The following is a 14,155-nucleotide window of genomic DNA, read 5'->3' as shown; positions in this document are numbered from 1 at the left end:
TCCCCGGTTCGGCGTGGTTCGGGAGCCCCTATCGAAGTCGGGAGTGGAAACGACCATCTGGGCGCGCTTTGGGCTCCCCGGTTCGGCGTGGTTTGGGAGCCCCTATCGAAGTCGGGAGTGGAAACGACCGTCTGGGCGCGCTTTGGGCTCCCCGGTTCGGCGTGGTTCGGGGGCCCTTCACGAAGTCGGGAGTGGAAACGACCGTCTGGGCGTGCTTTGGGCTCCCCGGTTGGGAGGTGGGGTAGAGGTGATCGCTGGGTCAGTCAGGGTCGGCGACGAACCGGTCGCCGTCAATCCAGGTGGAGCCGACGGTCCAGCTGGGCGTCCAGCGCACCAGGTCGGCCCGAGCACCCACCTCGAGGGTGCCCAGGTCGGTACGACCGATCGCCCGTGCCGGTTGGCGGGTGAACGCGTCGAGCACCCACCCGGGATCGAAGCCGGCGCCGACCAGCCCGGCGACCACCATCGCCCCGCTGTGGATGCCCCCGGCGAGCACGGAAGGGTCATCCGCCGTTGACCGGCCGGCGGCGTCGTCCCGATCGGCCGCCACCCGGGGTGCACGGTCGGTGCCCCCGGCCTCGGCGACCGCATCGGTGACCAGCACGCAGCGGTCGGGCGCCGCCCGTCGGACCAGCTGGATCAGGTCGGCATGGACGTGGACGAGGTCGCCGATCAGTCCCAGCGTGAGGCGATCGTCGACCAGCGCTGCGCCGACGACGCCCGGCTCCCGCTGGTGCAGGCCCCGTTGGGCATTGCCCAGGTGGGTCACCATCGAGGCGCCCACGCCGGCGGCGTGGTGCACCTGCTCGGCGGTGGCATCGGAGTGGCCGATCGAGACGACCACGCCGGCCCGCCGGAGTGCGACGATCAGGTCGTCGGCACCCCCCAGCTCGGGGGCCAGGGTGACGATGGCGAGCGCCCCCAGGGGCAGCCGGGCTAGGGCGTCGGCGTGCCCGGGCGAGGGATCGAGACGGAAACGGCTCGGGTGTGCCCCCAGGCGGGATGGCGCGATGAACGGTCCCTCCAGGTGCACGCCGACCAGCCGGGCACCGGTCGCAGCGCCCGCCGGGCGGTCCCGACGCTCCTCCTCGGTGGCAGCGATCTGGCCGAGCAGCCGCTCGAAGGGCCCGGTGATGAAGGTTGGCGCCACAGCGGTGACGCCGGCCGCAGCGAGCGAGCGGCGCCACGGGCCCCAGAGCGAGGGCGGGGTGGAGCCGAGGTCGATGCCCACGCCGCCGTTGCACTGCAGGTCGATCAGCCCCGGAGTGAGCGTTCCCGGTGTCGGGTCGGGCGCCCCGGCGGGGGCGTCGCCCCACCGGATCTCCCTCAGCCGGCCGTCGTCGTGGGCGACCCACACCGGCCCGTCGAGGCGACCGTCGCTTCGCAGGCCCCGCTGCGCTGCGATCCAGGCCACGGGATTGGTCATCGGAGCAACCGGATCGCCTGAGCGCCGCTGGTCACGCGAGCGAGCCGTTCGCGCGCGGTGCGCAATCGGACGCCGCCGGGTCACCCACCGGAACCAGCGCCCACGCGGTCGACGGCAGCGGCGAGCGCAGAACGCACGTCGGCCGACCAGGCAGCGCCGCCGTCGAGGGGCGGTCGCCCGGGGCGCTGGGTGGCCTGCTCCCAGATGCGGTCCTCGACCGGGTCGAGCACCATCCTCACCTCGGCGAGCGCGTCGGGGCTGGCCTCGACCGCATCGGCCAGGCCGCCGACGACCGCCCAGGTCGCCGCGTCGCCGAGCACCTCGGGCATCCATCCAGTGCCGCAGGGCACGAAGATCGAACAACACGGCGAGCCGAGCGCAGCGACGGTGCGGGGGCGCTCCTCCCTGTCGGCAGGCAGCCAGGTGACCAAGGAGGCGGTCGTGCGTTGGTAGTCGCGCACGTGCATGCACACGCTGATGCCCGAAAAATCGTCACGGACGTCGTCGGGCGGCGCCACCACCTCGCCGTCGTTGCGGGTGCGGCCGACCGGGTCGCCCCAGGGCACGGGGCCGTGGCTGCGCAGCACCGCCACCGCGTCGGCGGGCGTGGGCGCTTCGCCGGGCGAGGCGACGAAGGCCGAGGTGCAGGCCAGGCGGTGGTCGGCCAGCTCGGTGGGCACGTCCGGGTTGCGCCGCTGCCCCCAGGTTGTGGGGTCGGCGCCTCCGCCATGGCGTTCCCAGGTGGCGTCGTCGGTCAGCCGGTTGGAGATCGCTCCGCCCCCGGGTAGTTCACGCGCCACCCAGGCCGAAGCGCTGGTCTCGAGCTGCCAGACCGTTCCCGGGTCGGCGATGAGGAACGAGGACCAGTAAGGCTCGGTGCCCGTCGCAGCGTCGTCGCCGCGCTCGCCGCCCCCGCCCTGGCCGTAGCGTTCGAGGAACCGGCCGATGAGAAACACGGCGTGGGCAGCGTCCTTGGCCCCTTCGGCGGCAAGACGCACGAGGTCCATGCCGATCAGCGCCGGTTGAGCCGAGGCCGGGTCGTCGGTGGTCCAGATCTTCTCGTTGCCGACGGCCACCCGTTGGGTGGACAGCGCGGTTTCGGCACCCCACAGCCAGTCCGGCTGGCTGAGCAGCACGCCGACCGAACCTGGGTCCTCGCCAAGCTTCAGGTACTGGGTGGGCAGCCGGTTGCCGGCGGGCCGGGGGCTCTTGTAGCGCAGCACCTGTGGCTCGGCGACGGGCCGGTCGGAGTTCTTGGCGAACAGGGTGCCGGTCGGGGTGGTCACGGCAAAGGTGTCACACATCTGTTCGCTCCGTTGGGCTGTGGTGCGGGTCGCGGCCGTGCGGGTCGCCGTCGTACTGGTGATGGGCCCCCGAAGGGGCATTCGGCTGGAGCTGGTTGGCCACCTCGGCGGCGGTGGCCCGGCCTGATTCGATGGCGCCGTCGATGTAGCCCACCCATCGGGTGGCGCACTCGCTGCCCGCCCAATGGATCGGGCCCACGGGGTGGCGCAGCTCCGGGCCCCAGCGGGTCCACGCCCCTGGCGGCAGGTGGGCGCCGTAGCAGCCGCGGGTGTGGGGCTCCGTCGACCAGTCGAGGTCGACGTAGTCCTGCGGCGTCGCCGCCTCCTCGCCGAGCGCGGCCACCAGGTGGTCGACGACCATCTGACGTCGGTGCTGCTGGGAGTGGCGCCCGGCGGCCGTGGCGTGAGCGGCTTCGAAGAACCCGGTGATCACTCCCGGCCCGTCCGATACGTGGTTCGGAGCGGTGCCGTCGAAGGTGGCCCCGACGACCGCGCCCGGGGCGATCACCTGGCCGGACAGACCGGCCGCCCGCCAAAACGGCGTCGGATAGATGACGTGGAACTTGATGACCGAGCCGCCGGGCATGTTGGCCATGAGCTGATCGCGGGCGGGCGGCAACGTCGGATCGAAGGCGATGCGCTGGGCGACGGTCGGCGGTACGGCGACGATCACCCGGCGGGCACGCAGCCACCCGGTCGACCTCACGACCGGGCCGCCCGCTTGTGCGACGCCGCTCCCATCCGAGACCGGGCGGGCCACGGTGACGGTGACTCCGTCGTTGTCCCTGTCCCAATCGAGGCCGAGCACCTCGCTGTCGAGCTGCACCCCTCCGGGGAGTTGCTCGGCCAGCCTCCGGGCCAGCGGTTCGAGCCCGCCGACGATCCGACGCTCCTGGGCGCCGCCCGTGGTGTCGGTCAGCGCGCTCCACCCGCCGGCTGCGGCCACGTAGTGGGCCACGTGCAACAGCGACAGGTCGGCGGAGGTGGCGGCGAACACCGCTTGAACGCCCACCTCGAACAGCTCGGTCGCAGCGTCAGGGACGTTCCGGCCGTCGATCCAGGTGGCCAGCGTCTGGCGGTCCAACGCAGCGGCCTTCGGGGCCTGCCAAGGTGCGTCGGTCGGAACGGTGTCCGCCAGCGCCTCAAGGGCGGCGACCAGCTCGAGGTAGCCGAGCAGCTCCTCTTTGGCGAAGGCCAGTGCCGGGCTGGCCACCCGCACGACGGTGCCGGCGCGCACGACGACATCGTCGCCGTCGTCGTACTGCGGGTAGGTGTCGACGCCCAGCTCGTCGGCCAGGGCGGCGATGCGGCTCTGCCCCGGCCCGATCCACTGCCCGCCCAGGTCGAGGGTCACCCCCGATCGCTCGACGGTGTGGGTGCGTCCGCCCACCCGGTTGCGCGCTTCGAGCACGACGACCTTCAAGCCCGCGCCTGCCAGCGCCCGGGCGGCGCTCAGCCCGGCGAACCCGGCCCCGACAACGATCACGTCGGCGTCAGCGTCGGCATCGGTCATAGGGCGATCGCAGCAACGACGGCTGCCATGTTGGCCGATCGGTCGTCGCTCTCGGGTTTTCTCACGAACACCCCCTCGGCTCGGTCGCCAACCAGTGTCGCGCCCCGACGCTCGCCATTCTGCCGAATCGGCTCGGGGCCGATGGCTGCGCCTACGATCGACGCGTGGCTCCCAAGCGTGTACTCACCCCCCAGGCCGACGATTTCCCCCGCTGGTACCAGGACGTCATCGGTCGGGCCGAGCTGGCCGAGAACGGTCCGGTGCGAGGCACGATGGTAATCCGCCCCTACGCCTATGCGATCTGGGAGCACATGCAGGCCGAGGTGGATCGCCGCCTCAAGGCCACCGGTGCCGAGAACGCCTACTTCCCGCTGTTCATCCCCGAGGAATACCTCGCCCGCGAGGCCGACCACGTCGAGGGTTTCAGTCCCGAGCTGGCGGTCGTCACCCACGCCGGGGGTAACGAGCTGGAGCACCCGGTGGTGGTGCGGCCCACGTCCGAGACGGTCTTCGGCGAGTTCATGTCCAAGTGGATCCAGAGCCACCGCGACCTGCCGATGCTGCTCAACCAGTGGAGCAACGTGGTCCGCTGGGAAAAGCGGCCCCGCATCTTCCTGCGCACCAGCGAGTTCCTGTGGCAGGAGGGCCACACCGCTCACGCCACGCAGGAGGAGGCCAACCGCTACGCGGTGCGCATCCTTCACGAGGTGTACGCCGACTTCATGGAGGAGTACCTGGCCATCCCGGTGTTCCGCGGTCGCAAGATCCCCCAGGAGCGCTTCCCCGGGGCGACCAATACCCTCACGGTCGAGGCGATGATGCGCGACGGCAAGGCGTTGCAGATGGGCACCAGCCACGAGCTGGGCCAGAACTTTGCCAAGGCGTTCGACATCTCCTTCCAGGGCGCCGACGGCGCCAACGCGATGGCGTGGACCACCTCCTGGGGCGTGTCGACCCGCATGATGGGCGGGCTGATCATGGCGCACGGCGACGACGCCGGCCTGCGGGTGCCGCCCAAGGTGGCCGGAACCCAGGTGGTGGTGATGGTGGTGCGCGAGGACGACGCCGGTCGGGTGGGCGACGCCGCCCGCTACCTGGCCGGCGACCTGGTCGGTGCGGGCATCCGCTGCAAGGTCGACGACAACACCGACACCGGCTTCGGTCGGCGGGCAACCGCTTGGGAGCTGAAGGGTGTGCCGGTGCGCATCGAGATGGGGCCGCGCGACCTCGATGAGGGCGTGGCCGTGGTGGTGCGGCGCGACACCGGCGAGAAGAACCCGGTGCCCAGCGGTGAGGTGGCTGGCCGGGTGGCCGAGCTGCTCGATGAGATCCAGGCCTCGCTCTTCGCCGAGGCGTTGGCATTCCGCGACGCCAACACCGTCGACGTGTCCACGGTCGGCGAGGCAATCGAGGCGGGTGCGACCGGCTTCGCCCGGCTGCCGTGGAACGCGATCGGTGACGCCGGGGTCGATGAGTTGGGCGAGCACGCCATCACCGTTCGGTGCCTGCTCGCAGCCGATGGGGGAGTGGCCGAGAGCGACGACGGGGACGGCCTGATCGCCGTCGTCGGCCGCAGCTACTGACGCGAGCGCCTACCTCACCTGATCTGGACAATGCGACCGCCGGTTCCCCATTCGGCGTCGGCGGTGAGGACCGGACCATCCTTCCGTTCGCCGAGTGCCAGGCAGAGCCGATCACCGAGTGACAGGCCCTCGCCGGGTTGCCATCGGCTGGCGGCCCATTCGGCGTCCTCGATCGTCACCGGTTCGACGGTGATCGAATAGCTCTCCAGCAGCGCCCGGGCAAGAGTCCAATTGCGCTGCTTGCCCAAGACCTTCTGTGCAGTCTCCGACCAGTTGGCCGCCCCGCAGGTGACGCCGCGCTCCAAGGCGGCCTCCACCACGTCGGCGCCTGGCTCGCCCTGCAAGAAGGCAAGCAGCGCCGAAGCATCGACCACGCTCACGGAGCGTCGTCCTCGCCATGGGCAAGGGTGCGCCGTTCGGACAGGAGGTCCGAAACCAGATCCAACCCGGCCAAATCCGCTCGAACTCGGGCCTGGAGCTGCTTTCGGGTGAGGAGCACGATCCCCTCGTGGGTGTCGAGCAGGACCAATGGTGTTCCTTCGCTGAGTCCACGACGTGTGCGCACGTCGGCGGGTACCACCAGACGACCCCGATCTCCCATCGTTACATTGTTGGTCCCACTCACGGACTCAAGGTACCACGGGAGAGATCTGTCTGGTAGGGGCTGCTTCGTCCGGGACGGGCTCGGAGCGAAGCCCGTTGACCGGGTGGTGGGCGCGAAGATGGAGGCGTGCATCCCCTCGTTCGTGTTGGCCAGTCCGATCCCCGACCCGCTGCCGAGCGTCAGGCGATCCTCGACGCCCCGGTGTTCGGCGAGGCCTTCACCGACCACATGGTGCTGATGCGCTGGACTGCCACCGGGCAAGCTGCGGGGGAGTGGGGGCCGATCGAGTTGCGTCCGTTCGGCCCGCTGTCGCTCAGCCCGGCAACGTTGGCGCTGCACTACGGCCAGTCGATCTTCGAGGCGTTCAAGGCTTTTACGCAGGCCGACGGATCGGTCGGGGTGTTTCGCATCGAGCGCAACGCCGCCCGCATGAACCAGAGCGCCCGTCGGCTGGCCATGCCGACGCTGCCCGACGGGGCCTTCGAGACGTCGTGCGAAGCGCTCATCGACGCCGACCGGGCGTGGGTGCCGACAGCGGACGGTTCGGCGCTGTACGTGCGGCCGTTCCTCTTCGCCGCCGAGGCCCACCTGTCGGTGCGCCCGGCCGAGGAGTACCTCTATGCGGTGATTGCCTCGCCCGTCGCTTCGTACTTTGGCCCGGTGCTGGGGGCGATCAGCGTGGCGGTGGAGTCGAGCGACGTGCGGGCGACGCCCGGCGGCACCGGTGCGGTGAAGTTCGCCGGCAACTACGCCGCCGGGTTCGCCGCCCACGGTCGGGCGTCGGCGGCGGGCGGCGACCAGGTGTTGTGGCTCGACGCTGTCGAGCACCGCTGGGTGGAGGAGCTCAACGCCATGAACGCCATGTTCGTCTGGCAGCGCGACGGTCGGACCGTGCTGAGCACACCACCGCTGTCGGGCACGATCCTCGAGGGTGTCACCCGTGACTCGCTGCTCGAGCTGGCCCGCCAACAGGGCGGTGACATCGGCATCGACGAGGTGCTGGAGGAGCCGACGTCGATCGAGGCCGTGCGGGCGGGGATCGAGTCGGGAGAGCTGCGCGAGATGTTCGCCTGTGGCACCGCGGCGGTGATCGTGCCGGTCGGCCGGCTGATCGACGCTGACGTCACGCGAACCGTGGGCGACGGCGAGCCTGGATCGGTGACGATGGCGCTGCGCAGCGCCCTGCTCGACATCCAATACGGCCGTGCGGTCGACACTCGCGGCTGGATGCGCACGATCGAACCGGTTGGCTGAGGGGCGTCGGCCCGCTTCTGGCGGTCTGTACTACGATGATTTGAGCTTGAGTCGCCTGAGTGGGGCGTGGGCCATTGGCCCACGCCACTTCTTTGTCCGGCAACCTCGCTCACAACCGACGCAAGAACAACCACAGGGAGGTGCCGATGCTCGACGATGCCAAGTTGACCGAGATCATCGAGCCCGTGGTCGCTGCGTCGGGACTGACCCTCTATGACGCCGAGTTTCGCGGCTCGTCGCTGCTCGTCATGGTCGACGGCGCCGAGGGCGCCGAGGGCGCCAACCTCGATCAGGTCGCTTCGGTGAGCCGTGCGATCGCTCGTCACCTCGACGAGGCGGATCCGATTCCCGGGAGCTACACCCTCGAGGTGTCGACCCCGGGGCTCGAGCGCAGGCTGCGCCGACCCGACCACTTCCGCGGAGCGATCGGCGAGACGGTGAAGATCAAGCTGAACCCGGGAGCACCGGGGGAGCGCCGAGCCGACGGTGAGCTGATCGCCGCCGACGACACCACCGCCACCGTCCGCACCGGCGACGGCAGCGAGCGGACGGTGGCGTACGCCGACATCGACCGTGCCCGCACCCAGTTTGAGTGGGGCCCCGCCCCCAAGCCGGGCAAGGGGTCCAAACCAGGTAAGGCCCCCAAGAAGGGCCCGGCCAAGAAGCAGGGCTCCGCCAAGCCCGCAACGACCACCTCGGGTGACGACACCCCGACCGAAGGACACAACCAGCCATGAACCTCGCCATGATGGACGCGCTGGGAGAGCTTGCCGCTCACAAGGGCATCTCGACCGAAACCCTCTTGACCGTGCTGGCCGACGCCATCGACGCGGCCTACAAGAAGATGCCGGGCGCCGAGGAGTTCGCCTGGACCGAGATCGACGCCGAGACCGGCGAGATTCGGGTCTGGGCCCAGGAGCTGGGCGAGGACTACGAGCTGCTCGGCGAGCCCTACGACGTCACCCCCACCGACATGGGCCGCATCGCTGCCCAGGCGGCCAAGCAGGTGATGAACCAGCGCATCCGTGAGACCGAGCGCGAGATGAAGTACGAGGAGTATGCCGGCCGCGAGGGTGGCATCGTCACCGGCATCGTGCAGCAGACCGACAGCCGCTACACGCTGCTCGACCTGGGTCGTGTCGAGGCGCTGATGCCCCAGAGCGAGCAGGTACCCCACGAGCGGGCCCACGCCGGCGACCGGGTGAAGGCCTACATCGTTGAGGTGCGCATGACGGCCAAGGGCCCCCAAATCGTGGTCAGCCGCACCCACCCGGGCCTGATCCGCCGCCTCTTCGAGATGGAGGTGCCCGAGATCGAGGACGGCATCGTCGAGATCAAGGCGTGCGCCCGCGAACCGGGTCAGCGCACCAAGATCGCCGTGTGGTCGAACGACCCCAACATCGACCCGGTCGGCGCCTGCGTCGGCGCCCGCGGCGCCCGCGTTCGCCAGGTGGTCAACGAGCTACGCGGCGAGAAGATCGACATCGTGCCGTTCTCCGACGATGAGATCGAGTTCGTGGCCAAGGCGCTGCAACCGGCCCGGGTGCGCGAGGTGCGCATCCACCGCGACCTGGGCACCGCCGAGGTGATCGTTCCCGACTTCCAGCTGAGCCTGGCGATCGGCAAGGAGGGCCAGAACGCCCGCCTGGCCCACCGCCTGACCGGTCTGCGCATCGACATCCGCTCGGAGACCGAGGACGCCCAGGCCGACTACCAGCCCTACGAAGAGGGTGCCGACTATGCCGACGGCGAATGGGTGGTCGACCCCGAGTCCGGTGAGCAGATGTGGCAGCCGGCAGATGGCTCCGCACCGCTGAGCCTCGAGGACTGGAACAAGCTGACCGACGCCGCCGCCGGTGATGAGGCTGCGGGTGAGGCCACTGCCGACGAGGCAGCCGGTGAGGAATCGCCAAGCGCCGAGGCCTCGGGCGACGAGGCCACCGACACCGTTGAGGTCGACGACGGCGAAGTGTCTGCCTCGGCCGATGATGGTGGGGACGCCGAGCAGGCGGCCGAGACCGAGCCCGACGAGTCGAACGAAGCGATCTCCGATGAGGCGGCCGACGCCGACGAGGCCACCTAGTACGTCAGCCGTTCGGCACGGAACTCTCGCACGCGCGAGACTGGACCGTCGGCCCAGCACCGGACGCGTCAGCGCACGACCACGAACCGCCCCCCGGCCGGCACCAGCACGGCTCGGTCGTCGGATATCGATGGTTCCGCCTAGCGACAACTCCACCGCCTACCGCACATCGCAACCCAACGGTAGGCCACAGACACAGCATTCAGCGCTCAGCACTTAGAGCAACAGCGCTCAGCACAGCAACCACATCACGCGAAGTACAGGGATCACCTTGGCAGCAAAGAAAATTCGGGTCTTCGAACTGGCCCGAGAGCTCGGAATGACCAACAAAGAGGTCTTGGAGCTCTCCGAAAACCTGGGCGTCGGCGTGAAGAGCCACAGCTCCGGCATGATCGAGGCCCAAGCCGACCGCGTGCGCCGTAAGGCTGAGCGCGAGGGCCTGACCAGGGACGAACAGCCCGAGGAGCCGGCCAAGGCGCCACCGAAGAAGAAGGCACCCGCCAAGAAGGCGCCGACGAAGGCGCCCGCCTCGCAGAAGCCCATGCGCGCCACCGGCAAGGCGGCCACCGAGAGCGCCAAGCCGATGCGCGCCACCGGTAAGGCGATGGATTCGAATCCTGTCCCGGTGGCCCAGGCGCCACAGGAGACCCAGGAACCGGTCCCCGAGCCCACCGCCCCGTTCGACTCGGGCGGCTCCCAGCCAGGAGAGGGCGCGCCGTCAACCAAGCCGCGTCCGAAGATGCCGCCGCCCCCTCCGGGTTCGCGACGCACCATCTCCTCGCGCGATCGGGCCCGCGCCATGCACGTCGAGGCCCAGTCGGTGTCCGCGGCGGCAACGCCGGACACGACCAAGCCCCAACAGCCCCGGTCCGCCGATCGGCCGATGCGCGCCACCGGCAAGGTGGTCACCCCTCCGGCCGGCCATGCGCTGGACAAGCAACAGATCGAGGCCAAGCAGGCCGAGGTGGATCAGACTGAAGCGCAGGCTGCTGAAGCGCAGGCCACCGAAGCGAAGGCCGTCGAGGCCGAGGCGCCCACCGTCGATACGGCACCGACCGCCCCCGAGCAGGCTGAAACACCCGCCCAACCCGAAGCCGTCGAGCCCGCCGTGGCCCAGCCTGCGCCCGCCGAGCCGACCGCTACCGAGCCCGTCGCCGAGGCGGCGTCCGCTGCAGCCGCTCCAAGCGAAGCCGCCGAAGCAGTGGCACAGGTTGAGGCCAGTCCCGTCGCCGAAGGCGCTGCGCCGACCGAGGCCGCAACCGAGACCCCCGACGAATCCGCCGGCAGCGAGTCGGCCGGGCCGACCAGCCTTTCTGGCAAGGCGATCCCGCCGCCCCCTGGCCCGCCAAAGTCGGCCAGCGGCAAGCCGATTCCTCCGCCCCCCGGCATGGGTGGCCGCATGCCTGCGCCCACCCGCGCCGGTCGGCCCGGTGCCGGCCCACGCGTCGGACGCCCAGCCGGTGGCCCCGGCGGCGCCCGCCCCGGCGGCGGTGGTGGACCGATGCCTCCCGGTGGCGGCTTCCCGCCCCGTCCGGGTGGTGGACCTCCGGGTCGTGGCCGTCCCGGTGGCCCCGCCGGCCCGCAGCGCCGACGCAAGAGCCGTCGCCGTCGCAACCGCGAAGAGCTGCAGCCGATGGACGCCCCCAGCTACACGCCCGATGACGCGGCGGTTCCCGAGGGTGTGATCGTCGTCGAGCGGTTGTCGCCGCCCCAGGACCTGGGTCCCAAGCTCAACCGCACCGCCGCCGACGTCGTCCGCTTTCTCATGCAGCAGGGCGAGATGGTGACCGCCACGCAGTCGCTGACCGACGACATGATCGAGCTGTTCGCCGCCGAGATCGGCGCCGAGGTTCGTTTGGTCGATCCCGGTGAGGAGCAAGAGGTCGAGCTGGTGCGCCAGCTGGACGTGCCCGAGGACGAGGTTGACCACGACGAGCTGCCAGAGCGCCCACCCGTGATCACGGTGATGGGTCACGTCGACCACGGCAAGACCAAGCTGCTCGACCGCATCCGCAACGCCAAGGTCGGCGAGGGCGAGGCCGGTGGCATCACCCAGCACATCGGCGCCTACCAGGCGATGCACGACGGCCGGGTGCTGACCTTCATCGACACCCCGGGCCACGAGGCCTTCACCACGATGCGTTCACGCGGGGCGCAGGCCACCGACGTGGTCGTGCTGGTGGTGGCGGCCGACGACGGCGTCATGCCCCAGACGATCGAGGCGATCGCCCACGCCCGGGCGGCCGAGGTGCCGATCGTGGTGGCGGTCAACAAGATCGACCGCGAGTCGGCCGACCCGAACCGGGTGCTCACGCAGCTCTCCGAGCACGGGCTGGTCCCCGAGGCGTGGGGTGGCGACACGGTCTGCGTCGAGGTGTCGGCCCTTCAGGGTTTGGGCATCGACGACCTCCTGGACTACCTCCTGGTCGTCGCCGACGTGGAAGATCTGCGGGCGACGCCCGACGGTCGGGCCACCGGCGTGGTTCTCGAGGCCAACCTGGACATCGGGCGTGGCCCGGTTGCCACGGTGCTCGTGCAGCGAGGCACGCTCAAGGTGGGCGATCCGATGGTGGCCGGTCCGGCGTTCGGCAAGGTGCGAGCGCTGATCAACGATCACGGCGAGCAGGTCGACGAGGCTGGTCCGTCAACACCGGTGCAGGTCCTCGGCCTCTCCGACGTGGCCCAGTCGGGCGACAACTTCGTCGTCGCCCCCGACGAGCGCAAGGCCAAGGCGGTCGGCGCCACCCGTGAGCGCTGGCAGCGTGAGATTCAGCGCAGCCGGGACGCGTCGGCGCTGGCCGGTGGGGCCAAGCTGGAGGACATCTTCAAGGAGATTCAGGCCGGCGAGACCGCCACCCTGAACGTGATCGTCAAGGCCGACGTGCACGGCTCGCTCGAAGCGGTGACCGAGAGCCTCCAGAAGCTGGAGCGTGACGAGGTGAAGGTGGCCGTGCTGCTCCGCAGCGTCGGCGGCATCACCAAGAGCGACGTGCAGCTCGCCGCCGCCTCCAACGCACTCATCCTGGGCTTCAATGTCCGCCCGGATCGCAAGATCAGGGAGATGGCCGACGAGTCCGGCGTGGAGATCCGCACGTACGAGATCATCTACAAGCTGCTCGAGGACATCGAGGCGGCCATGGTCGGCATGCTCGCACCCGAATACGAGGAGGTCGTCACCGGCGACGCCGAGGTTCGGGAGGTGTTCCGGGTGCCCAAGATCGGTGCCGTCGCCGGCTGCCAGGTGCTCAACGGTGTCATCAAGCGGGGATCGTTGGTTCGGTTCCTGCGTGAAGGCACGATCATCTGGACCGGAGAGGTCTCGTCGCTGCGTCGCTTCAAGGAGGACGTGCGCGAGGTGGCCGCCGGCTTCGAGTGCGGTGTCGGCCTGTCGGACTTCCAAGACCTCAAGGATGGCGACATCATCGAGACCTATGAGCTGCGGGAGATCCCCCGTACCTAATGCGTCGGCGGTTGCGTCCGGGGACGGGAACGAGCACTCCTGATGGCTGAGCTCCACGTCCTCGCGGCGCGGTTCGACCTTCGGGTGGGCGGCGCGGCGTCGCTCAAGGCCAAGCGAATCGCACTACGCCCCATCCTGGACCGCCTGGCCAATCGCCGGGAGATCTCGGTGGCCGAGATCGATCACCAGGACTCCTGGCAGCTCGCCAGCCTGGGGTTGGCGGTCGTGGCGACCACACCGGGCCGCTGCGAGGAGGCGATGGACTCGGCCGAGCGGCTGATCTGGTCCCGTCCCGAGATCGAGGTCCTCGACGTCACCAATTGGTGGCTGGAAACTGACTGAGCCCAACGGATCACCGGCGGTCCACACCGCTGTGGGTGGGTGACCTCATACCAAGAGCGCGAGGATGGCACGATGAGCAGACGAGACACTTCGCGTGGCCGGGCGACCGGACCGGGCCGTCCCTTCGCCCGCACCGATCGGATCGGCGAGCTGGTGCGCGAGCTGGTAGCCGAGGAACTCGAGCGGATCGCCGACGAGCGGCTGGAGCTGGTGACGATCACCAGTGCCGACGTCGACGGCGACTTGGCCCGCGCCCGGGTGTACTACTCGGCGGTGCTCGCCACCGAGGAGGGCCGCTCCGCCGAGGTGGCCGAGGCGCTGGAGCAGTTGCGCTGGCCGATCCAACAGGTGATCAACCGCAGCGTGCGGGCCCGAAAGACCCCTCAGATCAGCTTCGTTCGCGATACCTCGATCGAGGCCGGCCTGCGCATCGAGGCGGTGCTGGCCGGCCTGGACCCGCCGTCGGATCAGCCGTTCGACGAATCGGTGTATCGGGTCGACGAACCTGCCGACGACGCCGAGGCCCAGTGATCGGAAGCCGAGTGATCGGCAGCTCGGTGAGCGCGGCCTCGATACGGGCGGCCCG

12 protein-coding genes are annotated in these 14,155 nt (G+C 70.2%); 7 read left to right on the top strand and 5 right to left on the bottom strand.

Annotation, left to right across the window (positions count from 1 at the left end; genetic code table 11):
• Nucleotides 1-259 precede the first annotated feature (259 nt).
• The 3 genes from PKD89_RS03570 to PKD89_RS03560 all read right to left on the bottom strand — a co-directional run bounded on the left by PKD89_RS03570 (nt 260) and on the right by PKD89_RS03560 (nt 4,243).
• Nucleotides 260-1,426 (bottom strand): N-acetylglucosamine-6-phosphate deacetylase, encoded by a 1,167-nt coding sequence (locus PKD89_RS03570; protein ID WP_289010970.1) that lies wholly within the window; start codon nt 1,424-1,426, stop codon nt 260-262.
• Nucleotides 1,427-1,506: 80 nt separating this feature from the next.
• Nucleotides 1,507-2,730 (bottom strand): hypothetical protein, encoded by a 1,224-nt coding sequence (locus PKD89_RS03565; protein ID WP_289010971.1) that lies wholly within the window; start codon nt 2,728-2,730, stop codon nt 1,507-1,509.
• Nucleotides 2,723-4,243, bottom strand: a complete 1,521-nt coding sequence (locus PKD89_RS03560) for a flavin monoamine oxidase family protein (RefSeq protein WP_289010972.1) — start codon at nt 4,241-4,243, stop codon at nt 2,723-2,725. Before PKD89_RS03560 ends, PKD89_RS03565 begins: the two co-directional genes overlap by 8 nt.
• 164 nt (nt 4,244-4,407) lie before the next feature.
• On the opposite strand from PKD89_RS03560, the gene proS reads away from it, so the two are divergent.
• Complete coding sequence (gene proS, locus PKD89_RS03555) at nt 4,408-5,826, top strand: proline--tRNA ligase (protein ID WP_287392542.1); 1,419 nt, start codon at nt 4,408-4,410, stop codon at nt 5,824-5,826.
• Nucleotides 5,827-5,840: 14 nt separating this feature from the next.
• On the opposite strand, the gene PKD89_RS03550 is transcribed toward proS, so the two are convergent.
• Entirely contained in the window at nt 5,841-6,206 is a 366-nt protein-coding gene (locus PKD89_RS03550) for a type II toxin-antitoxin system VapC family toxin (RefSeq protein WP_289010973.1), read from the bottom strand.
• Nucleotides 6,203-6,427, bottom strand: a complete 225-nt coding sequence (locus tag PKD89_RS03545; protein ID WP_289010974.1) for an AbrB/MazE/SpoVT family DNA-binding domain-containing protein — start codon at nt 6,425-6,427, stop codon at nt 6,203-6,205. The genes PKD89_RS03550 and PKD89_RS03545 overlap by 4 nt, the downstream gene beginning before the upstream one ends.
• Before the next feature lie 129 nt (nt 6,428-6,556).
• Here PKD89_RS03545 and PKD89_RS03540 point away from each other — a divergent pair, with 129 nt between their 5' ends.
• The 6 genes from PKD89_RS03540 (at nt 6,557) to rbfA (ending at nt 14,100) form a co-directional block, all read left to right on the top strand.
• Nucleotides 6,557-7,684: a branched-chain amino acid aminotransferase gene (locus PKD89_RS03540; protein WP_289010975.1), complete on the top strand. Its 1,128-nt coding sequence runs from the start codon at nt 6,557-6,559 to the stop codon at nt 7,682-7,684.
• A 146-nt stretch (nt 7,685-7,830) separates the two neighbouring features.
• Complete coding sequence (gene rimP / locus PKD89_RS03535; RefSeq protein ID WP_289010976.1) at nt 7,831-8,421, top strand: ribosome maturation factor RimP; 591 nt, start codon at nt 7,831-7,833, stop codon at nt 8,419-8,421.
• Complete coding sequence (nusA, locus tag PKD89_RS03530; RefSeq protein WP_289010977.1) at nt 8,418-9,767, top strand: transcription termination factor NusA; 1,350 nt, start codon at nt 8,418-8,420, stop codon at nt 9,765-9,767. The genes rimP and nusA overlap by 4 nt, the downstream gene beginning before the upstream one ends.
• Before the next feature lie 271 nt (nt 9,768-10,038).
• Nucleotides 10,039-13,227 (top strand): translation initiation factor IF-2, encoded by a 3,189-nt coding sequence (infB, locus tag PKD89_RS03525; protein ID WP_289010979.1) that lies wholly within the window; start codon nt 10,039-10,041, stop codon nt 13,225-13,227.
• A 42-nt stretch (nt 13,228-13,269) separates the two neighbouring features.
• Nucleotides 13,270-13,569, top strand: a complete 300-nt coding sequence (locus PKD89_RS03520) for a DUF503 domain-containing protein (protein WP_287374227.1) — start codon at nt 13,270-13,272, stop codon at nt 13,567-13,569.
• A gap of 72 nt (nt 13,570-13,641) precedes the next feature.
• Entirely contained in the window at nt 13,642-14,100 is a 459-nt protein-coding gene (rbfA, locus tag PKD89_RS03515; RefSeq protein WP_287374226.1) for a 30S ribosome-binding factor RbfA, read from the top strand.
• The last annotated feature ends 55 nt before the right edge of the window (nt 14,101-14,155 follow it).

Source organism: Candidatus Neomicrothrix sp., assembly GCF_035329545.1.
Taxonomy (GTDB): domain Bacteria; phylum Actinomycetota; class Acidimicrobiia; order Acidimicrobiales; family Microtrichaceae; genus Microthrix; species Microthrix subdominans.
The sequence above is the reverse complement of the archived record's forward strand: the minus strand, read 5'-3'. Positions and strand labels throughout refer to the sequence as shown.